Annotated in this window: 24 protein-coding genes; 9 read left to right on the top strand and 15 right to left on the bottom strand. The window is 39.1% G+C overall.

Going from position 1 to position 21,808, the window contains the following annotated elements:
- Window positions 1-304: 304 nt before the first annotated feature.
- The 3 genes from ACUW85_RS05865 to ACUW85_RS05855 all read right to left on the bottom strand — a co-directional run bounded on the left by ACUW85_RS05865 (window position 305) and on the right by ACUW85_RS05855 (window position 2,395).
- Window positions 305-496, bottom strand: a complete 192-nt coding sequence (locus ACUW85_RS05865; protein ID WP_149315164.1) for a hypothetical protein — start codon at window positions 494-496, stop codon at window positions 305-307.
- A gap of 218 nt (window positions 497-714) precedes the next feature.
- Window positions 715-1,935 (bottom strand): LL-diaminopimelate aminotransferase, encoded by a 1,221-nt coding sequence (locus tag ACUW85_RS05860; RefSeq protein ID WP_026465581.1) that lies wholly within the window; start codon window positions 1,933-1,935, stop codon window positions 715-717.
- A gap of 85 nt (window positions 1,936-2,020) precedes the next feature.
- On the bottom strand, window positions 2,021-2,395 hold the full coding sequence (locus ACUW85_RS05855) for a MerR family transcriptional regulator (protein WP_003140773.1): 375 nt from the start codon (window positions 2,393-2,395) through the stop codon (window positions 2,021-2,023).
- A gap of 247 nt (window positions 2,396-2,642) precedes the next feature.
- On the opposite strand from ACUW85_RS05855, the gene ACUW85_RS05850 reads away from it, so the two are divergent.
- Window positions 2,643-3,536, top strand: coding sequence for a cation diffusion facilitator family transporter (locus ACUW85_RS05850; RefSeq protein WP_149315165.1), 894 nt, complete (start codon window positions 2,643-2,645; stop codon window positions 3,534-3,536).
- An 87-nt stretch (window positions 3,537-3,623) separates the two neighbouring features.
- Here the strand turns inward: ACUW85_RS05850 and ACUW85_RS05845 are convergent, their stop codons facing one another.
- Complete coding sequence (locus ACUW85_RS05845; RefSeq protein WP_149315166.1) at window positions 3,624-4,808, bottom strand: MalY/PatB family protein; 1,185 nt, start codon at window positions 4,806-4,808, stop codon at window positions 3,624-3,626.
- A gap of 313 nt (window positions 4,809-5,121) precedes the next feature.
- On the opposite strand from ACUW85_RS05845, the gene dhaM reads away from it, so the two are divergent.
- The 3 genes from dhaM (at window position 5,122) to dhaL (ending at window position 7,176) form a co-directional block, all read left to right on the top strand.
- The gene (gene dhaM / locus ACUW85_RS05840; protein WP_149315167.1) at window positions 5,122-5,508 is read left to right on the top strand and encodes a dihydroxyacetone kinase phosphoryl donor subunit DhaM; all 387 of its coding nucleotides are present in this window, start codon (window positions 5,122-5,124) and stop codon (window positions 5,506-5,508) included.
- Between the two features lie 75 nt (window positions 5,509-5,583).
- Window positions 5,584-6,576, top strand: coding sequence for a dihydroxyacetone kinase subunit DhaK (gene dhaK, locus ACUW85_RS05835; RefSeq protein ID WP_048727638.1), 993 nt, complete (start codon window positions 5,584-5,586; stop codon window positions 6,574-6,576).
- A gap of 24 nt (window positions 6,577-6,600) precedes the next feature.
- Entirely contained in the window at window positions 6,601-7,176 is a 576-nt protein-coding gene (gene dhaL, locus ACUW85_RS05830) for a dihydroxyacetone kinase subunit DhaL (protein WP_149315168.1), read from the top strand.
- Window positions 7,177-7,562: 386 nt separating this feature from the next.
- Here the strand turns inward: dhaL and ACUW85_RS05825 are convergent, their stop codons facing one another.
- Window positions 7,563-9,662, bottom strand: coding sequence for a copper-translocating P-type ATPase (locus ACUW85_RS05825; RefSeq protein ID WP_149315169.1), 2,100 nt, complete (start codon window positions 9,660-9,662; stop codon window positions 7,563-7,565).
- 563 nt (window positions 9,663-10,225) lie between these two features.
- Here ACUW85_RS05825 and ACUW85_RS05820 point away from each other — a divergent pair.
- The 3 genes from ACUW85_RS05820 (at window position 10,226) to ACUW85_RS05810 (ending at window position 12,167) form a co-directional block, all read left to right on the top strand.
- Window positions 10,226-10,900, top strand: coding sequence for a deoxynucleoside kinase (locus ACUW85_RS05820; protein WP_149315170.1), 675 nt, complete (start codon window positions 10,226-10,228; stop codon window positions 10,898-10,900).
- A gap of 28 nt (window positions 10,901-10,928) precedes the next feature.
- Entirely contained in the window at window positions 10,929-11,594 is a 666-nt protein-coding gene (locus ACUW85_RS05815; protein WP_149315171.1) for an HD domain-containing protein, read from the top strand.
- A 69-nt stretch (window positions 11,595-11,663) separates the two neighbouring features.
- The gene (locus ACUW85_RS05810; RefSeq protein WP_003142845.1) at window positions 11,664-12,167 is read left to right on the top strand and encodes a nucleoside 2-deoxyribosyltransferase; all 504 of its coding nucleotides are present in this window, start codon (window positions 11,664-11,666) and stop codon (window positions 12,165-12,167) included.
- Between the two features lie 165 nt (window positions 12,168-12,332).
- Here ACUW85_RS05810 and ACUW85_RS05805 read toward each other — a convergent pair whose 3' ends face one another.
- From ACUW85_RS05805 to ACUW85_RS05775, 7 genes are all read right to left on the bottom strand, one after another.
- Window positions 12,333-13,382 (bottom strand): branched-chain amino acid aminotransferase, encoded by a 1,050-nt coding sequence (locus tag ACUW85_RS05805; protein WP_286163262.1) that lies wholly within the window; start codon window positions 13,380-13,382, stop codon window positions 12,333-12,335.
- Window positions 13,383-13,612: 230 nt separating this feature from the next.
- On the bottom strand, window positions 13,613-14,305 hold the full coding sequence (locus ACUW85_RS05800) for an LrgB family protein (RefSeq protein ID WP_259345413.1): 693 nt from the start codon (window positions 14,303-14,305) through the stop codon (window positions 13,613-13,615).
- Window positions 14,298-14,672 carry a CidA/LrgA family protein gene (locus tag ACUW85_RS05795; RefSeq protein WP_149315174.1) on the bottom strand — a complete coding sequence of 125 codons (375 nt, stop codon included), beginning with the start codon at window positions 14,670-14,672 and terminating at the stop codon, window positions 14,298-14,300. Before ACUW85_RS05795 ends, ACUW85_RS05800 begins: the two co-directional genes overlap by 8 nt.
- Window positions 14,673-14,712: 40 nt before the next feature.
- Window positions 14,713-15,537 (bottom strand): immunity protein Imm33 domain-containing protein, encoded by an 825-nt coding sequence (locus ACUW85_RS05790; protein WP_149256127.1) that lies wholly within the window; start codon window positions 15,535-15,537, stop codon window positions 14,713-14,715.
- A 90-nt stretch (window positions 15,538-15,627) separates the two neighbouring features.
- Complete coding sequence (locus ACUW85_RS05785) at window positions 15,628-16,809, bottom strand: alpha/beta fold hydrolase (RefSeq protein WP_048727670.1); 1,182 nt, start codon at window positions 16,807-16,809, stop codon at window positions 15,628-15,630.
- 125 nt (window positions 16,810-16,934) lie between these two features.
- On the bottom strand, window positions 16,935-17,459 hold the full coding sequence (locus ACUW85_RS05780; RefSeq protein ID WP_016897222.1) for a threonine/serine exporter family protein: 525 nt from the start codon (window positions 17,457-17,459) through the stop codon (window positions 16,935-16,937).
- Window positions 17,459-18,235, bottom strand: a complete 777-nt coding sequence (locus ACUW85_RS05775; protein ID WP_016897221.1) for a threonine/serine exporter family protein — start codon at window positions 18,233-18,235, stop codon at window positions 17,459-17,461. Before ACUW85_RS05775 ends, ACUW85_RS05780 begins: the two co-directional genes overlap by 1 nt.
- Before the next feature lie 169 nt (window positions 18,236-18,404).
- On the opposite strand from ACUW85_RS05775, the gene ACUW85_RS05770 reads away from it, so the two are divergent.
- A complete protein-coding gene (locus ACUW85_RS05770) occupies window positions 18,405-19,049 on the top strand; it encodes a deoxynucleoside kinase (RefSeq protein ID WP_048727677.1) in 645 nt (214 codons plus the stop codon).
- Window positions 19,050-19,319: 270 nt separating this feature from the next.
- Window positions 19,320-19,835 carry a type 1 glutamine amidotransferase domain-containing protein gene (locus tag ACUW85_RS05765; protein ID WP_149315175.1) on the top strand — a complete coding sequence of 172 codons (516 nt, stop codon included), beginning with the start codon at window positions 19,320-19,322 and terminating at the stop codon, window positions 19,833-19,835.
- Window positions 19,836-19,951: 116 nt separating this feature from the next.
- Here ACUW85_RS05765 and thiW read toward each other — a convergent pair whose 3' ends face one another.
- Genes thiW through ACUW85_RS05750 form a run of 3 tightly spaced genes read right to left on the bottom strand, consistent with a single transcriptional unit; the run spans window position 19,952 to window position 21,802 of the window.
- Window positions 19,952-20,455, bottom strand: a complete 504-nt coding sequence (gene thiW, locus ACUW85_RS05760) for an energy coupling factor transporter S component ThiW (protein ID WP_165703013.1) — start codon at window positions 20,453-20,455, stop codon at window positions 19,952-19,954.
- Complete coding sequence (gene tenA / locus ACUW85_RS05755) at window positions 20,445-21,140, bottom strand: thiaminase II (protein WP_069285662.1); 696 nt, start codon at window positions 21,138-21,140, stop codon at window positions 20,445-20,447. The genes thiW and tenA overlap by 11 nt, the downstream gene beginning before the upstream one ends.
- A complete protein-coding gene (locus ACUW85_RS05750) occupies window positions 21,140-21,802 on the bottom strand; it encodes an energy-coupling factor transporter transmembrane component T family protein (RefSeq protein WP_048727687.1) in 663 nt (220 codons plus the stop codon). The genes tenA and ACUW85_RS05750 overlap by 1 nt, the downstream gene beginning before the upstream one ends.
- Between the last annotated feature and the right edge of the window lie 6 nt (window positions 21,803-21,808).

Raw genomic sequence — 21,808 nt, 5'->3', positions numbered from 1 at the left:
CTTTAAAATTATTAAATATACCCTTTCGCTAACAAAATGGTTTTAAATACTGTTAAATCAATGCTTCGCCTAACATGTTATATAAGTTATTAAGATTGCAAAATTATCTTTAATCGAAAGATTAAAGTTTTCTCATATACATAAAAAAACGCGTAAAATCAGATTTTGTATAGATTCTGTACTTTGCATATAATCAATTGTTTGTATAAAATAATATGACATTTAACCAGAAAAGTCGTTTTGCCCTTCAGTGATGACAGGAAATATGACACTGATCTTGACATATCTATGACTTGTTTGCTGACTACACTTCTTCAATAGGCAGTTCTACACCTAACTTTGTTTCATCAAACGTTTCAGCTAAGACATCTGACTCTGCGATGAAGTCCAAGATTTCAACATCCGTCCCACGCGAAGCCACGGAGACTTGCGCCAATTCACCTGAACCACTATTGACACATGCCTCTAGGGAAATGGCTGCCCCGTTAATAACCACAAAGATTTCTTCATCATATTCCTCCCAATCAAGTGTATTTAGTATTCCGTTTTAACAAGACATGTAAGGTATCGTCTGGAGGAGTAATCACTCAAGAATAATCGGAAAAAGCGATAATAGATTGCGCACTTGCTTTGAGAAAAAAACAGCTTAATTTCGATTAAATTTGTGCAAACAAAAAGAGCAGAACCGAGGTCCTACCCTTTTCGATCGTTTAACTATTTGTTTAAAGCCTTGATACGTTCAACAGCTTCTGCTGTTTTTTCATAGGTATTGAAGGCTGTTAAACGGAAGTAGCCGGCACCTGAAGGACCGAAACCAACACCTGGTGTCCCAACGATTTGTGCATTTTCTAATAGGAAGTCAAAGAAGTCCCATGAGTCCATTCCTGCTGGTGTTTTCAACCAAACGTAAGGCGCGTTCACACCACCGAAAACTTCATAGCCAGCCTCTTCCAAACCTTCTTTAATCAGGATGGCATTGCGGCGGTAGTAAGCTAACATTTCTTCGATTTGCGCTTTACCTTCTTCAGAGTAACTTGCTTCTCCAGCACGTTGTACGATGTAAGGTGCACCGTTGAATTTCGTTGAAATACGACGTTTCCATAAGTCTAATAGGGATACGCCATCGATTTCTAACTCTTGAGGGATAATCGTAGCCCCTAAACGCACACCAGTAAAGCCGGCACGTTTTGAGAATGAACGGATTTCAATAGCGCAAGTACGTGAACCTGGTAATTCAAAGATTGAATGTGGCACGTCTTCTTCAGTGATGAATGACTCGTAAGCTGAGTCGAAGATTAAGATCGCATCATTTTCGTTAGCCCAGTCTACCCATTTTTGCAGGTCAGCGGTGTTTAAAGTTGTCCCTGTAGGGTTGTTAGGGTAGCAAAGGTATACCAAGTCAACTGGCTCCTCAGGTAGCGCGGGTTTAAAGTCATTTTCCGCAGTAGCTGATAAGTAAACCAAGTCCGACCATTTACCAGTTTCTTCGTTGTAGTCACCACCGCGACCAGCCATGATGTTTGAATCGATGTAAACTGGGTAAACAGGGTCACCAACAGCGATTTTGATGTCTGGGCCAAAAATTTCTTGAATGTTTGAAGAATCTGATTTGGCACCGTCAGAAATAACGATTTCATCCACTTTAACATCTGCACCACGCGCTGCAAAGTCATTTTTTTGGATGGCTTCACGTAAGAAGTCGTAACCATGGTCTGGCGCATAACCTTTAAAAGTAGCGGCATCTGCTTGTTCGTCTACGGCCTTATGTAAGGCTTCGATGACCGCTGGTGCTAAAGGTAAAGTAACGTCCCCAACACCTAATCGAATCACGTTTTGGTCTGGATGTGCTGTTTCATAGGCCTCTTGGCGACGTTTTACTTCTGCGAATAAATAAGAGCCTGGTAATCGTTGGTAATCTTTATTAATTTGGTTCATAAAAAATCTCCTCTATATCATATATGCTACTTTTTAGTCACTTTCATTTTTTAAGGTATGAGAGCCGTAACGAATTTTGTCGCATCTAGCGCAATGGATAGTCTTGGTCAGCGCCAGCGTTTCTGAAACCACCTTGGTTCAAGATTTCATTATATAGAATGCGGCGAACATCTTCGTCGGTCAGCTGCTTGGTATCTGCCACTTTAGGCTGCGTATGTTGACGGTTATATGTATTATAAATCGCTTGGATGCTCATACCCTCATTTAAATAGTCTTTGATTTCTAATAATCGATCGACATCATTTAAAGAGTACATGCGGCGATTTGTTTCTGAACGTTTTGGTTTAATTAGCTTCTGTTCTTCGTAATAACGCACCTGTCTCGGTGTCAAATCTGTTAGCTGTACAACTGTCCCAATTGGGAAAACAGCTAGCGTACGTCGTAGCTCTTTTTCCTTCATGCCAACTCACCTTCATTCTTTTTTAATTGTATTTTAATCTCATGTTATATTACTTGACATATTAAGTCAATCATATTTTATCGAAATTCTGTGGAAATTCAGACAATTTTTTGTAATAAAGACATGTCATTTCTAGGTAAAATGCCTTGAAAAGCGTTTGGCCTGTCGCTATAATGGAAAGAATTGCTTTTTTCTAGATTGGCAAGTTTTACCCTTTATCAATTCAATTTAAAGGAGCGGTTTTCACATGGAAAATGAACCTAACATGACACCAAGCAACACCAACCAACAAATAGCCCGCCGCGGAATTTATCTCAGTATCGTCACTTACGTCATCATCTCGACCGCCAAACTCCTTGTCGGCTACAGCTTTGACTCAGATGCGGTCTTTGCGGATGGTTTGAATAACTTTACCGATTCATTTGCGTCAATCGCCCTACTAGTGGGCATGATCCTATCCCAACGCCCAGCTGATCAAAACCACCGTTATGGTCATTATAAAATTGAAACCATTACTACTCTGATTATGTCCTTCGTGATTTTCTATATCGGGATTACGGTGACCATTGATTCAACTACGGCCTTAATCAACCAAGCATACGCAGCTCCAACACCCATTAATGCGGTTGTCGGCTTGTCTTCTGGGGTCATTATGTCCGGTGTTTACTGGTACAACAACCGTCTTGGCAATAAACTCAATAGTCCAAGTCTTAAAGCTTCTGCAAAGGATAATTTATCCGATGCCCTGACCTCTTTCGCAACTGCCTTGTCGGTCTTCCTAAGTCGTACCGGCATCCTTTGGCTAGATGGCGCTATGGCTATTGTCGTTGGATTAATCATTATCAAATCAGGATATGACATCTTCAAAGAATCCGCCTTTTCCCTATCAGACGGCTTCCCCCAAGAAGGCTTAGATAACTACCGAAAAATAGTCCTCATGGTGCCTGGCGTGCGCGCAGTTTCTGATATCCGCGGCCGTAATTACGGGGCCAATGTCTATATCGACATCACCATCTTAGTAGACCCAGAAATTTCTGTCCAAGCGGGTCATCATATCACTGAAAAAGTAGAGTCCGCCCTACAAAAAACAGAAGATGTCACCGCCATCGACGTCCATGTCGAACCCTACCAAGAAAACTAATCCATTAAATATACTTACAACAAAGACCTGCCACGCTCAATATGAGAAGCAGGTCTTTTTATGAATATCGACTATTTCTACGACTGACTATTGCCACTCTTGAATAGCTTTAACTAAATTATTTGCAGCTGTTTCAATGATTTCTGTCTTAGTCGCTAGATTAATCCGGATATGGGTATCTTCTGGTCTAGTTGGCCAGTAAGTAGTCCCATAATTGACACCTAAACGGGCACGGTCTTGAACCACTTCTTTTAGGTCAGCATTTTTCACATAAGCCCCTAGATCAAGCCAAGCAAGGTAAGTCCCTTGTAAGTCTGAGAATTGAACTTGCGGCAAGGCTGTTTGGACTGTTGTTTTAAGTAATTGGTAATTGTCCCAAATCACTTGGTTGACGTTCTCAACCCATTCCGCCCCGTAGGTATAAGCCGCTTCTGACGCGATATAACCAGCAGGTTGCCCGCCAGTCACATGAATCGCATGTAAGAACTTATCCAATTTTTCTCTTAAATCAGCCCGTGGCACCACCATAAATGAATGGTTAAAACCAGCTAAGTTAAAGGTTTTTGATGGCGAGGCGAAAAGGACATAATTGTCAAAATCTGGGTCAATATTTCCAATAGCAATATGCTCATGTCCTGGCATAATCAAATCACGGTGGATTTCATCAGAGAATAATAAGACATCGTATTGCTTACATAAAGCCACTACTTTAGCCAATTCATCACGATACCAAACGCGGCCAGTTGGGTTTTGCGGTGAACAGAATAAGAAAACCTTGATATCGTCATCTTTGAAGGCACTCTCCAAAGCGTCAAAATCAATTGTGTACCCTTCTTGTTCATTGCCCAATAAATCTTGCATCACTAAAGTCCGGTTAGCTTCTTCAATAACCGTACGGAAGGGATTGTAAACGGGGTTTTGAATTAAAATGTTGTCCCCTTCATTGGTATACGCATGTAAGGCAAAGGCAATACCCGTACATACACCTGGTGCAAACCGGTACCATTCAGCCTTTGTTTCATATTGGAAATGGTCATTTGACCAATCAATCATTGATTGGTAATAAGAATCTGGCACTGAATAATAGCCAAAGTATTGGTCATCCACAAAAGATTGAATGGCTGCCGTCACTTCTTTGGCTGGCGCAAAATCCATATCCGCAATCCAAATCGGCAATAAGTCTTTGTCCCCAAAAACTGTCTCTAAATCATGCCATTTCATTGCTTTTGTATTTGAACGGTCTGGGCTATAGTCTTTTAAAATATCTATCATACTTGTGCCTCCTATAATTTGTCTACCCTTGTCTTGATATTCTCATTCTATCATACCTAATAGGACTTTGATTCAAGGGACAATCGCTTAAAGGTAATCGTTTTAATCTATCAAAACCTTGAATAATTCTAGTCCTCCGCTAGTCCAGCTCTTCAGCGCAATGCTAGGAAAGTATAGTCCGAAGTCTTACTCAATAATAATGACATCTCATTTAAGTCCAAATGGCTGTTGCTTGTTGTCTTAACATTTTCTTGATAGAATGTAAGCGTGTACATAAAAAATTAGAAAACTTAGATACGGAGGCTTTTCATATATGACAAATCTACTAATATTAGTGTCTCATAGCCAAACCATCACAGAGGGTCTAAAAGAATTATTAGAAACCATGGTACCCAATGACCACAATGCCTTTTCAGTCATTGCTGCAGGTGGGACCGATGACGGTGAAATCGGTACATCCGTCAGCAAGATCACGGAGGCCCTCTTTGCTAATACGGACAAGGAAATTTTTATCTTCACGGATATGGGATCAGCCGTCTTATCTGCTGAGACGGCCCTAGACTTCGTGGAGCACGAGATAAAAGCCCATATCCACCTTGTTGAAGGGCCGCTGGTTGAAGGGGCCTATGTGGGTGCTGTTCAATCAACCATTAACCGTACACCAGACCAAATTTTAGAAGCCATTAAAGAACAAAGCTAAGTGTCCTAACGCATGCTTATCTTATTTAAAGTCGTTGATTGTAACCGTGTTATCCATGCCTAAGGAGGTTTTTTCATGAAAAAAATTATCAACCAACCCGGTGATATTGTCAGCCAAATGGTCAAGGGTTTAGCCAGTGCGCACGCGGATATTCTTGCTCAAGTGCCAGATACTCAAGTCCTCTACCGTACAGCAGAAACCCCAAATATCGTTGGGATTGTTTCTGGTGGGGGATCTGGACACGAACCAAGTCATGCAGGATTCGTCGGTAAAGGGATGCTGTCAGCAGCCGTTTCTGGGGAAGTCTTTACTTCTCCAACGCCAGACCAAATTTTAGAAGGGATTAAAGCTGCTGATAACGGGGTTGGCGTCTTCTTAGTCATCAAAAATTATACCGGAGATGTGATGAACTTTGAAATCGCCCAGGAATTTGCGGAAGCAGAAGGAATTGAAACAGCTGCAATCATCGTTGATGATGATATTGCCATGGAAGATTCTACCTATACCGCAGGCCGACGTGGCATTGCCGGTACAGTCTTTATGCATAAAATCATCGGCTACTACGCAGACCAAGGGAAATCTTTAAATGATTTAAAAGCTATTGCGGAAAAGGTTAACGACAATCTTAAATCTATCGGCCTTGCTTTAACAGCCGCAACCGTCCCTGAAGTAGGTAAACCTGGTTTTGATATTGCAGATGATGAATTTGAATATGGTATTGGGATCCACGGGGAACCTGGTTACCGTCGTGAGAAAATCAAGCCTGCAAAAGAAATGGCTGCGGAATTAATTGGTAGGCTAAAAGAAGAATTCAACTGGACAACTGGAGATCGTTTTGCCGTATTGGTCAATGGGATGGGCGGTACACCGTTAATGGAACTTTACCTATTCTGGAATGATATTCAAGGACAGTTGGCAGATGAAGGGCTAGAAGTTGATTTTGTTAAGGTAGGAGACCTGATGACTTCACTGGAAATGCAGGGGGCGTCATTAACCTTACTGAAACTTGAGGACCCAGACTGGGTAAGTGCCCTACAAGGTCCGGTAAACACTGCAGCTTGGGGATAGTTTAGTTAAGAGAGGATGTCATGTATGGATGTAAATGAAACAATAACTTGGTTAGACCAATGGTTTGACCGCTTAATAGAAGAAAAAGCTTATTTATCTGAATTAGACCAAAAAATAGGTGATGGAGATCACGGTAATAACATGGCGCGCGGTGCAGTTGCTACTAAGGAAGCCTTGGAAAGCAAACAACCAGCAGATGTATCAGCGCTGTTTATGACTGTTGCGCAAACCCTCATGAGTAAGATTGGTGGAGCATCCGGTCCTTTATATGGTTCTGCCTTCCTAGCCATGGCAACAACGGCTAAAAATTCAGAAAATCTCGCGGATATTTTTGCAGCTGGTTTAGATAAAATTCAACAAAGAGGTAAAGCAGAACCTGGTGAAAAAACGATGGTTGATATGTGGCATCCGGCTGTTGAAGCTCTAAAAGCCAATAATTTAAGCCAAGAAGTATTGGATGAGGCTAGCGCTAAAACGGCTGAACTTAAAGCGACGAAAGGTCGTGCTTCCTACTATGGGGAACGGTCTATTGGTGAACCTGATCCAGGAGCTGAATCTAGTAAATACTTATTTGAAGCATTAATCAAGGCACAAGCATAAATTTAAATGAAGCCCCCTTTTCTTGTCAAAAAGGGGGCTTCATTTAATTTGCCTTATTCTCAGAGAGGCGTTCTTCACCGAACAAAGGTCACTCAAATCTGCTGTTGAAAAGAATTATGCTTGATATTTTGCTATGTCTATATAAACATACCCTCACGCTGTTATTTTAGGCATCACACGGGGGGAGAAAGGAAATTACTATTTAGGCATATTGTTTGTCCTAATCTTACTATTCTCATATCAACAGACTCCTCTTTCATAAGAAACATCCTAGTAGTCTTCTCTATCATATGAATGCTATCCTCTTCCCAGTTAATTGAATTATCGGACTGTTGCGGTTCATGTTAGATATCAATAAACTATACATGGATACTTTTTATTTTGAATTAATTGGCTTGTAATTTCTTATAAGCACGGCGTAACATCCGCGCGTTCACTGCACAGACAACGGTAGACAAGGACATAATGATAGCTGACAAAGCTGGTCCAAGGACAATACCTAGTCCAGCAAAAACACCAGCCGCTAGTGGAATAGCCACCACATTATAACCCGCACCCCACATGAGGTTTTGATTGATCTTTTGTTTGGTTGCTTTCGATAGGTTAAGAATATTTAAGACATCATGGATATTTGAATCAACCAAGATGATATCTCCTGTTTCTCTCGCAACATCTGTCCCTGCACCAATAGCAATTCCTAAATCAGCTTGCGCGAGAGCTGGCGCATCGTTGACCCCATCACCAACCATGGCAACACGTCCACCGTCAGCTTGTAGTGATTTGATTTTGTCGGCTTTTTCATCAGATAAAACTTCTGCGAAGACACCATCTAAATGAAGCGCTTGACCTACTGAATCTGCCACTTGTTGGTTATCACCCGTTAACATCAGCACTTGGATCCCTTTATTTTGCAGTTCAGCTACCACTACCTTAGCTTCTTCACGAACAATATCGGATACTGCAATAGCACCCACTAACACCTGATTGTAGATAACAAAGACAACAGTTCGCCCTTTAGAAGCAGAGGCCTTAAAAGCTTCTTCATCAAATGTATAACCTGCTTGTCTAGTAGCTTTTGGACTTAGTATTTGAATATTCTTCCCATTTACAGTCCCTTCAAGTCCTTTACCGGTCAAATTGTGATAATCAGCAACCGGTAATTTTTCAATCTTTCTACTTTCAGCTTCTTTCACAATACCTCGAGCAATTGGATGCTCAGATTGACTTTCAATTGCGTAGACGATTTGTAAAAGAGAAGTTTCACTAAATTTGCCATCCATAACTGTAATCTCATCTACCCCAAACTCACCTTGAGTAAGGGTTCCAGTCTTATCAAAAACGATTTTATCTATCTTATGAGCGTCTTCAAATGCGATACGGTTTTGAATAAATAAGCCAGATTCAGCAGCTAAGGAAGTAGATTCAGCATTTACCAAGGGAACTGCCAGCCCAAGTGCATGCGGACATGCGATAACAAATGTTGCTACCATAAACTGTAGCCCCATTAGATAGCCGTCGATAGCAGTCCAAGCGACAAAGGCGATAATCCCTACAACTAAAGCGATATAAAATAGGTATTTAGCCCAGACATCAGCAATGGATTGCGCCTTAGATTTTTGTGCTTGTGCGTCAGTAACTAAGTTAATAATCTGCGCTAAATAAGTATCCGTACCCGTTTTCGTTACAATAGCTTTTAGGATACCGTCACCGTTAATAGCACCCCCAACAATCTGTGCATCCGCTTCTTTTAATACGGGAACAGATTCACCAGTTAACATCGATTCATCTACTTCAGAGTGCCCTTCATAAACTGTAGCGTCAATTGGAATCTTCGCACCTGGTCGAATGAAGATGCGGTCACCCATTTTTAATTGGTCGACTTTTACTTCACTTGTTGATCCGTCTTCATGAATCACTTCAGCATCTGATGGTAAGAGTTTGGCTAGCGATTCAACAGCATTACCCGCTGACATTTGTGCCCTCATCTCAATATAATGTCCCGCCAACATAATCAATATCAAGCTAGCAAGTTCAAAATAATAATTCATTCCACTAATGAAGAAGGTGGTTAAAACCGAATAGACATAAGCTGCGACAATCGCTAGAGAAATCAGCATCATCATACCCGGAACCCCTGATTTCAATTCATGCCAAGCATGACTTAAGAAGGGTTTACCTCCGTAAAAGAATACAATAGTAGCAAGACCAAACTCTAAAAGCCCTTGGCCCGGAAAATCAATATGATAACCAAGCAAGTGCATTAACATAGGTGCAATAATCGCTAACGGGATAGATAATACCAAAACTACCCAGAAACGTTGCTTAAAATCAGCCATCATATGCGCGCCGTGTCCGTCATGTCCATGATGACCATCGTGGCCACTATGATCATGGTGGTCATGGTTATGCTCTCCATGATTCATATGTTCATGGTCGTGATCATGGTGCATATCCTGATGATGTCTTGTCTTATTTTCTTTATTCATTATTTCCTGCCTCCTACTGCATAATAATTATATTTGTTTACGTTTGTAAACTATATTTGATTTAAGTATAATTGTCTTATTTTGAAAATGCAAATAATCATGCATACATCCAGGATACTTTTTTCTAGGTTAAGATATTCAAAACTACCGAGATTTAGATTATTCTTGTACAAACCACTATATATGATATATTGTTATTATAATAATACTATATATTGTGTTTAAATGAATTTTTTCATGTTATAGTAATAAGGCAGTATTCTTGGTAAAAGTAGTTCATGAACTATTACATTAAGATACCTTTAACGATGTATTAGTTGACGACCGTTTCCTACAAAATCAAATGAATTTAACTTTAAAGTTTATAGGGAGTGGAAACCAGCAAGTTTCAAAAAATTGAGCTTGTACTTTTGATAAATAATGATAGATTGCATATAAGTAATCATTTTATCGGTTTACAAATATCAAATGACCTTTTATTCTGAGATAGGTATAGAATGAATTTTTAGACAAACCATTTCATTTAAAAATTTACCATTTTTAAAAAAGTTAGGAGTTACACAATGACAATGATAACCGTTGGTGGGATGATTGGCTTAGGTAAAACCACCATCACAAATTTAATCAGAGACGAACTAGACTTTAAACCCTTCTACGAATCGGTAGAGGATAACATTATGTTGCCTTATTTTTATAAAGCTAGTCCAGAAGAGCAACTGTTGAAGCGCTATCCATTTTTAACACAATTGGATTTTTTGAATTCAAGATTTAAAACGATCAAACAAGCTTCAAAAGAAGATAAGTCAGTTTTAGACCGATCTATTTTTGAAGACTGGTACTTTGCCAGAGTGAATACAGACATTGGCCGTATTAGTGAAGAAGAGTTTTCAATTTATGAAAACTTATCCCATAATATGATGGAAGAATTAGCTGAAATCCCGCGCAAGCATCCTGATTTAATGTTGTATCTGCATGGCTCTTTTGAAACAGTGATGACTCGCATCGAAAACCGTGGACGTGATTTTGAACAAGGAGAGGAACTCACCAACTATTACCACCTCTTATGGTCTGGTTATGATGATTGGGTGGAAAATCACTATAATCAATCCAAAGTGATGTTCATTGATATGGAAAAATACGACTTGGTCAAGTACCCCCACCATCAAAATGTCTTAATTCAAGATATTAAAGACTTTATGATTGAAAATGATATTGTGACTGCTGACACATTTGAATAAAATACTGTTTGGTTAAGGAGATGGGCAAATGGAAATGGTAATACGACTTAAAAAAATTCAAGATTTTGCAAGAGAACGCATGGCGTTTGACCCCACTGGTCATGATTACTGGCATGCAGATCGAGTTGCTAAACTTGCTAAAACCCTGTATATAGCAGATTATGGTGAAAGTAATACTGAGGCTTTGATCATCATTGAAGCCGCTGCGTATTTACATGATACAATTGATGACAAGCTAGTTTCGGATATTATTTTTAGTCAAATGGAAGTTGAACAACTTTTAGATGAGTTATATCTTTCGCCAGCTAGTCGAGAAAATATTCTTTATACTATTCAACATATGTCCTACTCAAAAAACTTAACCACCCAATATGATTTGTCTGTTGAAGGCCAATACGTTCAGGATGCAGACCGAATTGATGCCCTTGGTGCAATTGGTATTGCTCGCACTTTTGCCTACGGCGGTCACGCTAATAACGAAATCTATAATCCAAAAATCCCTGTGATTGATGTGAAAAATAAGGACGATTACCGCAACCATCCTTCAACTGCAATTAACCATTTTTATGAAAAGCTACTTAAACTAGAACATTCTATGAATACAGAAGCTGGCAAAGAGATTGCGCATGAGCGGACACTTTTTATGCGACAATTTCTTGACCAATTTATGGCTGAGTGGCAAGGAAATATTTAAACAATTCGTATTATTTATTGTAGAATATAATTAGCAAGTCATTTTGAATTTAAGAAAGAGGTTATATCATTGGATAAACGTAAAGATACTTCAGCAAGCACTAAGCTATATCTAGCAACACCTTTTTTCAATCCTGACCAAGTTCGCCGTGTAGAGGAAGCGACAAAAGCCTTAAACGCGAACCCAACTGTTGGTGTTGTTCATTTCCCATTTGATCACCAATACAAAGACACATCTTTTGACCGTGATCCAGAAGGTATTTTTGGTTCATTCGAATGGCAAGTAGCGACTTACCAAAACGACCTATCTGCTATGAATACTGCAGACGCTGGTGTTTTCTTATATGACGTTGAAAACGTTGATGACGGTACAGCCTTTGAGTTAGGTTTTATGCGCGCAATGCACAAACCAGCTATCGTTGTCTTATTAAGTGAAAATGGTTTAGAAAATAAAGAATTAAACTTGATGATTGCGCGTGGTGGTACTTACTTCATGACTGATATCAATGAATTAGCAACCTATGACTTCAATCACTTCCCAACAAACCCACTTCCAGACATGGATGTTATCTAAAAAAAAAATGAAAAAGCATCAGGTTAGCCTGGTGCTTTTTGCATACCAAAAAAAGGCATGAAAGGAATTTTACTACCCTTTCATGCTTTTAATATTTTCATCAAAGATCAAACAAACTATTCGTTTTTTATCAGGTTAATCACTTTTGGTCGTTATGTTTTTATTTTAAACTTTAACAATCCAGCCTTCCGGTGCTTCAACGTCACCATTTTGGATGCCCACTAACTCATCATACAATTTTTTAGTGATTGGGCCTACTTCAGTTTCTGAATAGAATACATGTTTATGGTCATTGTGGGTAATAAATGATACGGGTGAAATAACAGCCGCTGTACCACATGCTCCTGCTTCACTAAAGCGGTCTAAATCATCAATATACACATCGCCCTCTTCAACTTCTAAGCCTAAACGATGTTCAGCTAACCAAAGTAATGAGTATTTAGTGATTGACGGTAAGATTGAAGGTGACTTAGGAGTCACAAATTTATTGGTATCTTTTTCAATACCAAAGAAATTTGCGGAACCTACTTCTTCAATTTTCGTATGTGTAGCCGGATCTAAATATACAACGTCAGAGTATCCTTGTTTTTTGGCTTCAATTCCTGGCTGTAAACTACCCGCATAGTTTCCACCAACCTTTGCTGCTCCTGTACCATGAGGTGCGGCACGGTCAAATTCAGATGTTGTAAAGGCTGTTGGAACCATGCCACCTTTGAAGTAACGGCCCACAGGCATGGCAAATACTGTGAAGATATATTCTTTTGCTGCATGCACACCAATATTATCCCCTACGCCAATTAATGTTGGACGTAGGTAGAATGATGCACCTGTACCATATGGTGGCACATATTCAGCATTTGCTTTAATCACTTCTTTAACCGCATGAATAAAGTCTTCTTCTGGTACTTCAGGCATCACTAAACGAGCTGCTGATGCACTTAAACGTTTCGCATTTTGGTCAGGACGAAAAATTTGGATATCGCCCTCTTTTGTTTTAAATGCCTTCAATCCTTCAAAAGCACCTTGTCCGTAATGTAAAATTGGTGCCCCTTCTTCAATCTGGATCGTATTTTCAGTTTCCAAACCACTCTTATACCATTCGCCATCTTTCCAATAGGCACGCCAACGGTATGGTAAGTTTATATATTCAAAACCTAATTCTTCCCAATTGATATCTACAGTCATGCTACTCATCCTTTCAAATCGTGTGTTTATATGAACTTCGTGTTGGTTTGGATATCATCCATCTAAGCAAATAAACGCCTCTCACGATTCATTAATATACTATAGTTTAACACTATTTATTAGAAAAAGGGTAGTTTATTTCTAATAAAAATGAGATTAAATCTCATTTTACTGTTTTTTGCTTTTTTATAAATAAAAAGTGTTGTCCAAAATAGACAACACTTTTTGAAATATATTTAGTAACTAGCGCTTAACAATTCTTATAGGAAACCTGCAACGATTGGTACTAAAATAGCAATCACAATACCAGATACTACCATGGCAATACTTGACATTGCCCCTTGTAACTCATTAGTTTTCATCGATTCTGCAGTACCCATAGCGTGACTTGAAGTACCCATAGCTAAACCACGCGCAAAATATGAATCAATCTTTAGAAGTTTGAAGACCCATTCGTTCACCACAACACCAAAGATACCCGTCAAAACAACTGAACCAACAATAATCGGTGTAACACCACCAATAATCTTCGTAATATCAATAGCAATCGCTGTGGTTACTGATTTAGCTAATACTGAACGTAAAATTTCTTCGTCCATATTAAAGATAACAGCGACAATCAAAATACTCACAATTGCTGTAATCATTGCTGAAACAACAGTAATGATAATTGTCCAGAAGTTTTCTTTTAAAATATGGCGTTGTTTATATACTGGAATGGCTAAAGAAATAGTCGCTGGTGTTAAAAGATAAGACACAAAGCTGGCACTCTCTTGGTAAACAGGGACATTTACCTTGCCAACAACTAAGATAGCAATAATTAAAATAACTGCAATTAACAATGGATTGGCAATAGGTGTTTTTAATTTCTTGTTTATCCACATGGCAATCATGTATACCCCTAAGGTTAGAAATAAACCAAATGAGGGGAACAAATCAAATAAACTATTCATTATTTTCTCCTCCATGCTTAGCATTCTGACGTTTTTGTAGCGATTGCGCTATAAGACCAGCAACTGCCATTACAAGGATAGTTGTCACCGAAATAATCACTGACCAAGATAATAAATGCGGCTGTAAACTTGCCCAAGAAGTAATAAAACCAGCACCAGGCACTACGAACATAGCAGGCATCACGGCAATTAACCATTCACCTACATTTTCAACTTGTTCCAACTCAATCACACCAGTCATTAAGCAGATAAATAATATAACCATGCCGTAAATCGAGGCTGACAAGGGTAAAGGTAATACGTGTGATAATACTTCAGCGATTAAAGTAATCACAATTATAATAAAGGCTTGCTTAAAATACTTCACTTTTTTAACGCTCCATTCTGTTTAGTTTCGGTAAAATTCGTTAAACCATTTTGGCTTTGCGATGATGCATCACGAGGTTAGCATACTCATTTTTGATTGCATGAAAGTCGTCAACTTTTAACCACTCATACATTTTACCACCATACATCGTCAATTGTTGTTCAGCAACCGCTGTCCCATCATGCTTTAAGTTAGTGTAATAGTAAACGTAGGCACTAGCTTTTTCCCTACCTAGATCAAAGTAATCCATCATAGTTCCCACGATATCATCCAATTGCCCATCAGATAACTTCGTATGTAAGGTTTTATTCCGCATTTCTACGAAGCCAAGTAATAAGCCTGTATTGAGGAAGATTTCCGTATCCGATAGCTCCTCTGCATCGCTTGTATGCATTAAATCTAATAGTTTTAGCATATCCACTTTTTCAGCAGATAATTGTAAGCTTTCAGCCATGGCATTCTGGGTTAATGTTGCCGTGGCCTCATTAAAATGTTGTACGAAGGCTTTTGACGAAAGTGGTAAGTCTTTATAGTTGGTTGCCGGTACTACTCTTTCGAAAGTATCGTTGTACACGAAATACTTGCTGCCATCTTTACTGGCTAGCTGAAAATCAGCTCCTTCTGGATACCAATAAATACCCGCTACAGTTGGTTCCAATTCTGCAATTTTATTAATATCGACAAGAAGTACGCTCTTTCCGTCCATAATTTCAGTTTGCGTATCCGTCGCAGCAAAAAAACGCCAACCACTATCACTTGGCATCAAGCTCTTTTCACGGAAGGCCCATAATAATGGTTGCTTACCTTCAAGTAGTGCTACCGAAGCTAAACAATTACCGCCGTTTGGAATCAATTGCTTGGTCATATTTATCCTCCGCATATTGTTGTAGATCAAATGTTGTTGTTGAATAGATTTGTCTGTATTCATTTTAGCATAAAAATCGGCAAAAAATAATCATCCATTTGCCGAAAATGTACGGTTTATAATGGTTGTTAGCGTTTGTATAAAATCAGTTTCCTGATCAATCATTGGGGTATGCCCAGCATCCGGTATAATGATCATTTCTTTTGTCGGTGCTTGAACTCTTTCAATCATTTTTTCTGACTGACTTCTTGGTACTTGGATATCATTTTCCCCAGAAATCAGGTAAACAGGCATACTGAATTCGAGGTCCCTTGCATATATGTCTGTCGCTAATAACTCTCGATACAAGCGCTGGTTGAGTAACATACGGTCAAGCATTTCCCGGTCACCTGCCGATAATTTATCCACCTGATTGGTTAACAATAAAGGCAAATATTGGACAAAATCAGCTGTTCCAAACCCTAATTCACGCTGAACTGACCGTAAAATCGCCGCCTCATAAGCTAAAGTCAAAAAATTTTCCGTGTTAGGATAATCAGTTGAAATCTCACTTAATTGATCAAGTAAATCTTGATGCCCTAAACTTGTCGCCAATTCTCGCGTCTGACTTAGAGCCACTGCCTCATCCTCAACTGGTGTGACCACTTGCCCAATGCCCACATAAAAAGCCACATCATCCGGATGGTCAAGCACATAGGAGGCCCCTAACGCCGACCCCCATGAATGACCAATAATGCCCACTTGATCAACCCCATAACGTACCTTGGTATATGCAACTAAATCTGTTAAGGAAGCCTGTAAATCGCCCATACTGGGTTCTGCATTTGAATTGGCTTCATAAGTTTGACCCGCACCAATCTGATCCCAAAAAAGTACATTCACCTGATCAGATAAACCAACCAAAGTATCTGCTTGGTTTGTATAAGAAAAGCCAGGTCCCCCATGGAGGAAAATCGCCACCGGTAAGCCTTCACCCTGACCTACCTCATACACATACTGGTCTAGGCCATTCAAACGCAGAAAATGACTCTCTTGAATGCCAGAATCTCTTAGCTCAACTGCAGGCAAATCCGCCAGTTTTGCATTAAATTGACTCAATGCCTCTTCTCCATTAGCCTCAAAATCTTCCGTGAAAAGGGATGGTTCTTCATCCAAGCTAGCAACCTCCTCATCCACATTCAGCGTATTCAAATCTACACTTTTATCCTGGTAATTTAACCCACAACCAGTAAGTACAACACTGGTTACCAACAACACAAGCCAGTTTTTCATACTATCTCCCCCTCTTTTCTATCATTATATAGAAAAAAACGCAGTGACAAATCACATACGCCCTTAAAATGAAATAGTAATCAATTATCAGCTTTTTTCTAGTTATTAGGAGAAGTGAGCCTAATCTATTTAAGTTTTTTCTCGATTTTCTTTTCAGTTTTCTTCGCTACTTTAGGTATAACACGGTAGTTTTTCCGGATAAATTTTGGAAATTTTTGTTTATTAATAATTTGCACAAAAGTATCAGATGTATAAACCGCAAGCGCAATAGCCAAGGCAGTAAATAGCGTACCTCCTAGTTCAGTAAAGCCTTGGGCCGTGTCCCCTTGAATAAAGGCTAATGCCGTCCGGTACATGCCACCTCCTGGCACAAAGAGAAAGAAGGCTGGAATAAAGAAAACTGTTACTGGCTCTCGAAAAATACGCGCATACATCTGGGAAATTAAGGCAATAACCAAGGAACCAAAATAAGTAGCCATTATTTCTGAAAAACCACCAAGATGTATACTTATCAGATAACTACCCCAACCAGCAATATTAATGAGTGGTGTCCAAAATAGAACTTTTCGTGGTCCTTCAATCGTTAAAATTGCGAATAAACCTACCCCATAAGCACCTATTAATTGTAAAATTATATCCATTACCTTCATTAATATAAACCTCCAATCAAGGCAAGACCCAGTGCTGCGCCTAAGGCAATCATTAAGGCGTTCAAAAAGGCTTCTGTTGCTCTAGAAACGCCCGCAATATAGTCCTCATGGAAAATATCACGTAAGGAGTTAGTTAAGGCCGTTCCTGGAACCATTGGCATCAATGTAGAAATAATTACAATATTGATATCTGTGTTCGATAATACGTAGGCTTGCATTAAATAAGCAGTAACTGTTACAACAAGTGCTTGAATAATATTTGAAAAACCTTCACTAATATAGTATTTATCCATTAGACGGTATAATAAGGCTAAAATTAAACCATTAACTGAAGACATGATCAACTCGTTAATACCTCCCCCAAAAAGGAAAGAGAAGGCTACAGCTAAACCAACTACCCCGATTGATACTTGCAATTTTGAATATTGAGGCTTCTGGAACCGAATAACCTGTAACCGCTCATAAGCTTCGTCAATTGAAATATTACCTGAAGTCAATTCACGTGAAATATGATTCACTTGGGTAATTTTATTTAAATTGTTAGAACGGCGTGTAATTCTCTTAATACCAGTAAACCCAGAACCTTCAAAAGATGGGTCATCAAGGGTCATATAAAGACCTGTTGAAAGAGAGATTGCCACTGCATATGCTGCATTTGATGTTGTTAAAATACGGTTCATCGTATCTTCAACACGATATGATTCTGCGTTGCTTTCTGTCATTATTTGCCCGGCTAACAGGGCAGTTTCTAAAATTTTCTTATTTAAATCTACCATTTTGACCCACCCTTTCTCATAATCCACGGCTATTGTACCATAGGTCATCAAAGAATAAAGATGCTACCTTCCATGTAAATGTATCCTATTTCAACCTGTCTTCTAACCCAAGTCAGGTCATATTTATGCTATAATTGCCCCGACTAATTAGATGAAGGAGCAATTAATTATGATTACCATGGCAGGCATGATCGGTGTTGGTAAGACTACTTATACCCAACATATGGCAAACATGTTTCAAGCAGAACCACTTTTTGAAGAGGTATCAGAAAATCCAATTTTGGATGCATACTACAGCGAACCAACGAAATATGCTTTTTCACTGCAAATTTACTTTCTAAACCAACGCGTTAAAAGCATTAAACGCGGGATGAAATTTGACCGTGCAATATTAGATCGGTCAATTTATGAAGATGCTTTATTCACTCAGGTAAATAATATTAACGGCAATATATCAGATGTAGAGTGGCAATTGTACCAAGATTTATTGGCTAATATGATGGACGATGTTCGTATTATTTCAGAATCAACCAACCAATCACCAGAATTACTTGTCTACTTACATGCACCTTTCGATTTAGTCCTTGAGAAAATCAAGCGTCGTGGGCGCCCATACGAACAAGTAGAAGGTCGACCAGATTTACTAGCCTACTATAAGCAACTACACACCCTATATGATGAATGGTACGCAAACTATGACCATTCAGCTAAAATGGCCATTGATGTTAGCAAATTTGACATTTTATCAAATAAGGATCAAGAAATCGTTGCGAAAAAAATTCAAGATAAGTGGGCAACACTCCAAAAGAATTGATCATTATAATTATTACCACTTGAGCTTTTTTTACTTTGTTAAATCACTTCCATATAAATTCTAATAGCCACGGGAGTTGTGGTGCGGTAAATAATATATGAACTTACCTTAGAATATATGGTTAACATGCCAATATTAGCTTGTTAACCAATATAATGGAAATTGTTCTTTAATATTGATCAGTTAAATATCATATAATGCATATCCTTTGCATGCAATAAATATATCCTTTATGATATATTTATCAAAACTTTAAGGAGGCTATAAATTATGGCAAAAATTGCAACTGTATTAGCAAACTTATTTGAAGACTCTGAATATATTCAACCAAAGAAAGCTTTAGAAGCAGCAGGACATGATGTAGTAACTATTGGTATTAAGGCTGGCGAAACTGTTCAAGGTAAAACAGATGGAACAGAAGTAACCATTGAAAAAGCTATTGATGAAGTGAAAGCTGAAGAATATGATGCACTGTTCATTCCAGGTGGTTACTCTCCTGATGAATTGCGCGCAGATGAGCGTATGTTAGACTTTGTGCGTCATTTCGATAATGATAACAAATGGATCTTCACCATCTGTCATGGTCCTCAATTATTGGTCAATGCCGAAACCTTAAAAGGTAAAGACATTACCGCAGTCAAACAAGTGGCAATTGATGTAAAAAATGCTGGTGCCAATTTCTATGACAAAGAAGTTGTAATCGATGAAGCTGGTAAATTAATTTCAAGCCGTACGCCTGAAGACTTACCTGCATTTAATCAAGCAATTGTCGATGCATTGAAATAAATTCTAAAATAGCTAAAAGCAAGCGTTACATCTGAACAGGTGTAGCGCTTTTTTTATAACACTTTTTATAGAAAAAAACTACCTCGCTAAAGGTAGTTTTTTGTGCCTTCAACTTATTAGTCAAATGTTTTCTTGACCCGTTGAATATAAGGCACTTTGTCTATTCTGACCAGGACTAGGTAGGCAATTAATGACCCTGATAATGCCCCTAAGATAAACCGCGGTGTATAGACAAACCAATACATACCTTGGGCAGACCCTGTAAACCAGACCATGATTGGGTAAGAGAGTAAGGACCCAATCAAGCCTGTTCCAATAAATTCGCCTATTATGGCACCAAGATATGTATTCATCCATTTATAACCCACACCAGCCAAAAAGGCCCCAAATACGGCACCAGTAAGTGCTAGCGGTGGAATCCCAAACAAGATCATCCGGAGAATCCCACATGCGAGTGCCATCACTGTCCCATATATGGGACCCATCAACACAGCAGCAATCACATTCATGACACTAGACATTGGGGCAATCCCTTCCACCCGAAATAGTGGTGAAAGGACAACATCCATGGCTATCATCATGGCTAAGATCGTCATTTTTTGTACTTTATTATTTGTCATCATGTTGGATACCCTCCGGCCAAGTTTCAAAATTAAAAGCCATTTCCCAGAAATTAAATTCCATTCTAGCACTTATGACAAATGCGGAAACCATACTATCCTTTTCTTCCTGACTAGACTCAGCGTACAGACGGTTCAATAGGGCACATTCCTTTTCGATAGCCTCACTTGCTTCTTCCCCACCGTATGTCTCAATCCATCTTTGGTAGATTGGGACAGGTGACGTCACATTTAATTGTCTTAACCGTTGACCAATTTCAAAATACAGCCAAGAACATGGCAATAAACTAGCCGCCGCAATCGCATCATTATTTTCCACTAACTGCCGGTACATATGTGACACATAGTGGTAAGCAGTTGGCGCAACGCCTGTTCCTTTTAATTCGTCATCCGTTACCGCCAATTCTTCAAAAAAGTTGGCACGAATCGCTAATTCACCTTCCGCTAAATGGCCGGCATTTTCAAGCATCTGCGTCTTTAATGCAGGCTCTTCAGTAATTTCCGCGACTTTCTTATACAGTGCTGAAAAGTGACGCAAATAATAAGCATCTTGGATCAAATAGTAACGGAAGTTTTCAATAGGTAACGTCCCATCTTGTAGCTGCAAAATAAAAGGATGGTTGAAACTCCCCTCCCAAAAGGGTCTCGTTTGACTGCGGGCGATTTCTGTAAAAGTTTTTTCCATTAAATCATATTCTCCAATCTCATAATCATATTGCCGACGATAATTAAACTCATGCATAAAACAATAGCTGGTGTAGACATTTTCCAATGACGGTACTGGTGGCGAGGCTGGTCTTCAGAGAAACCTCTAGAATACATGGCTTCTGCGTACCGATCCCGCCAATTGAGGGCTAGAAAGATCACTTTCACATAATAGAGAGATGACCATGGATATAATTTCTTCCCCCTTAATAAACTGGCATCATGCATACTCTTGATTTCCCTTTGAATTTCAGGCACAGCATGTATCACAACCAACAATCCATAGATAAAAATAGCCGGTACTTTATACTGTTCAAAAATTAGTAAGCAGTCTTGTAAATCAACGGCAACCATAAATCCTATTCCTAAAGCCGCAAAGGCATAGGTTCTAGTGAATAATACCCAAGCGTCATCTAGGCCACTTCCTTGGATATAGACCGACCAAAAAGTGGTGATGGCAGGAATAAAAGGTAGGGCTAACAAAAATACCAGTACGCCAAACCGTTTTTTAACAGCTAAGTAGGTCACAACCATCAATAAGACATAAATATTCAGCCAAACCGAATAGGTAAAAGATATTTCAATCGTGAACAAGAATACCAAGGCCAGAATAGCTGGAATCGCTGTTTTCTTCTCTTCCATCAATTA

The sequence above is a fragment of the Aerococcus sp. 150760013-2 genome (genome assembly GCF_053627715.1).
The sequence above is the reverse complement of the archived record's forward strand: the minus strand, read 5'-3'. Positions and strand labels throughout refer to the sequence as shown.

Excerpts from the sequence above, each read along its gene's own strand:
- dhaL (WP_149315168.1), top strand. The coding sequence starts at position 6,601 with ATGGATGTAAATGAAACAATAACTTGGTTAGACCAATGGTTTGACCGC.
- tenA (WP_069285662.1), bottom strand. The coding sequence starts at position 21,140 with ATGGAAAAAACTTTTACAGAAATCGCCCGCAGTCAAACGAGACCCTTT.
- thiW (WP_165703013.1), bottom strand. The coding sequence starts at position 20,455 with ATGACAAATAATAAAGTACAAAAAATGACGATCTTAGCCATGATGATA.
- ACUW85_RS05765 (WP_149315175.1), top strand. The coding sequence starts at position 19,320 with ATGGCAAAAATTGCAACTGTATTAGCAAACTTATTTGAAGACTCTGAA.
- ACUW85_RS05790 (WP_149256127.1), bottom strand. The coding sequence starts at position 15,537 with ATGACCAAGCAATTGATTCCAAACGGCGGTAATTGTTTAGCTTCGGTA.
- ACUW85_RS05855 (WP_003140773.1), bottom strand. The coding sequence starts at position 2,395 with ATGAAGGAAAAAGAGCTACGACGTACGCTAGCTGTTTTCCCAATTGGG.
- ACUW85_RS05815 (WP_149315171.1), top strand. The coding sequence starts at position 10,929 with ATGGAAATGGTAATACGACTTAAAAAAATTCAAGATTTTGCAAGAGAA.
- ACUW85_RS05845 (WP_149315166.1), bottom strand. The coding sequence starts at position 4,808 with ATGATAGATATTTTAAAAGACTATAGCCCAGACCGTTCAAATACAAAA.
- ACUW85_RS05750 (WP_048727687.1), bottom strand. The coding sequence starts at position 21,802 with ATGGAAGAGAAGAAAACAGCGATTCCAGCTATTCTGGCCTTGGTATTC.
- ACUW85_RS05770 (WP_048727677.1), top strand. The coding sequence starts at position 18,405 with ATGATTACCATGGCAGGCATGATCGGTGTTGGTAAGACTACTTATACC.
- ACUW85_RS05820 (WP_149315170.1), top strand. The coding sequence starts at position 10,226 with ATGACAATGATAACCGTTGGTGGGATGATTGGCTTAGGTAAAACCACC.
- dhaM (WP_149315167.1), top strand. The coding sequence starts at position 5,122 with ATGACAAATCTACTAATATTAGTGTCTCATAGCCAAACCATCACAGAG.
- ACUW85_RS05775 (WP_016897221.1), bottom strand. The coding sequence starts at position 18,235 with ATGGTAGATTTAAATAAGAAAATTTTAGAAACTGCCCTGTTAGCCGGG.
- dhaK (WP_048727638.1), top strand. The coding sequence starts at position 5,584 with ATGAAAAAAATTATCAACCAACCCGGTGATATTGTCAGCCAAATGGTC.
- ACUW85_RS05860 (WP_026465581.1), bottom strand. The coding sequence starts at position 1,935 with ATGAACCAAATTAATAAAGATTACCAACGATTACCAGGCTCTTATTTA.
- ACUW85_RS05785 (WP_048727670.1), bottom strand. The coding sequence starts at position 16,809 with ATGAAAAACTGGCTTGTGTTGTTGGTAACCAGTGTTGTACTTACTGGT.
- ACUW85_RS05780 (WP_016897222.1), bottom strand. The coding sequence starts at position 17,459 with ATGAAGGTAATGGATATAATTTTACAATTAATAGGTGCTTATGGGGTA.
- ACUW85_RS05800 (WP_259345413.1), bottom strand. The coding sequence starts at position 14,305 with ATGAATAGTTTATTTGATTTGTTCCCCTCATTTGGTTTATTTCTAACC.
- ACUW85_RS05850 (WP_149315165.1), top strand. The coding sequence starts at position 2,643 with ATGGAAAATGAACCTAACATGACACCAAGCAACACCAACCAACAAATA.
- ACUW85_RS05825 (WP_149315169.1), bottom strand. The coding sequence starts at position 9,662 with ATGAATAAAGAAAATAAGACAAGACATCATCAGGATATGCACCATGAT.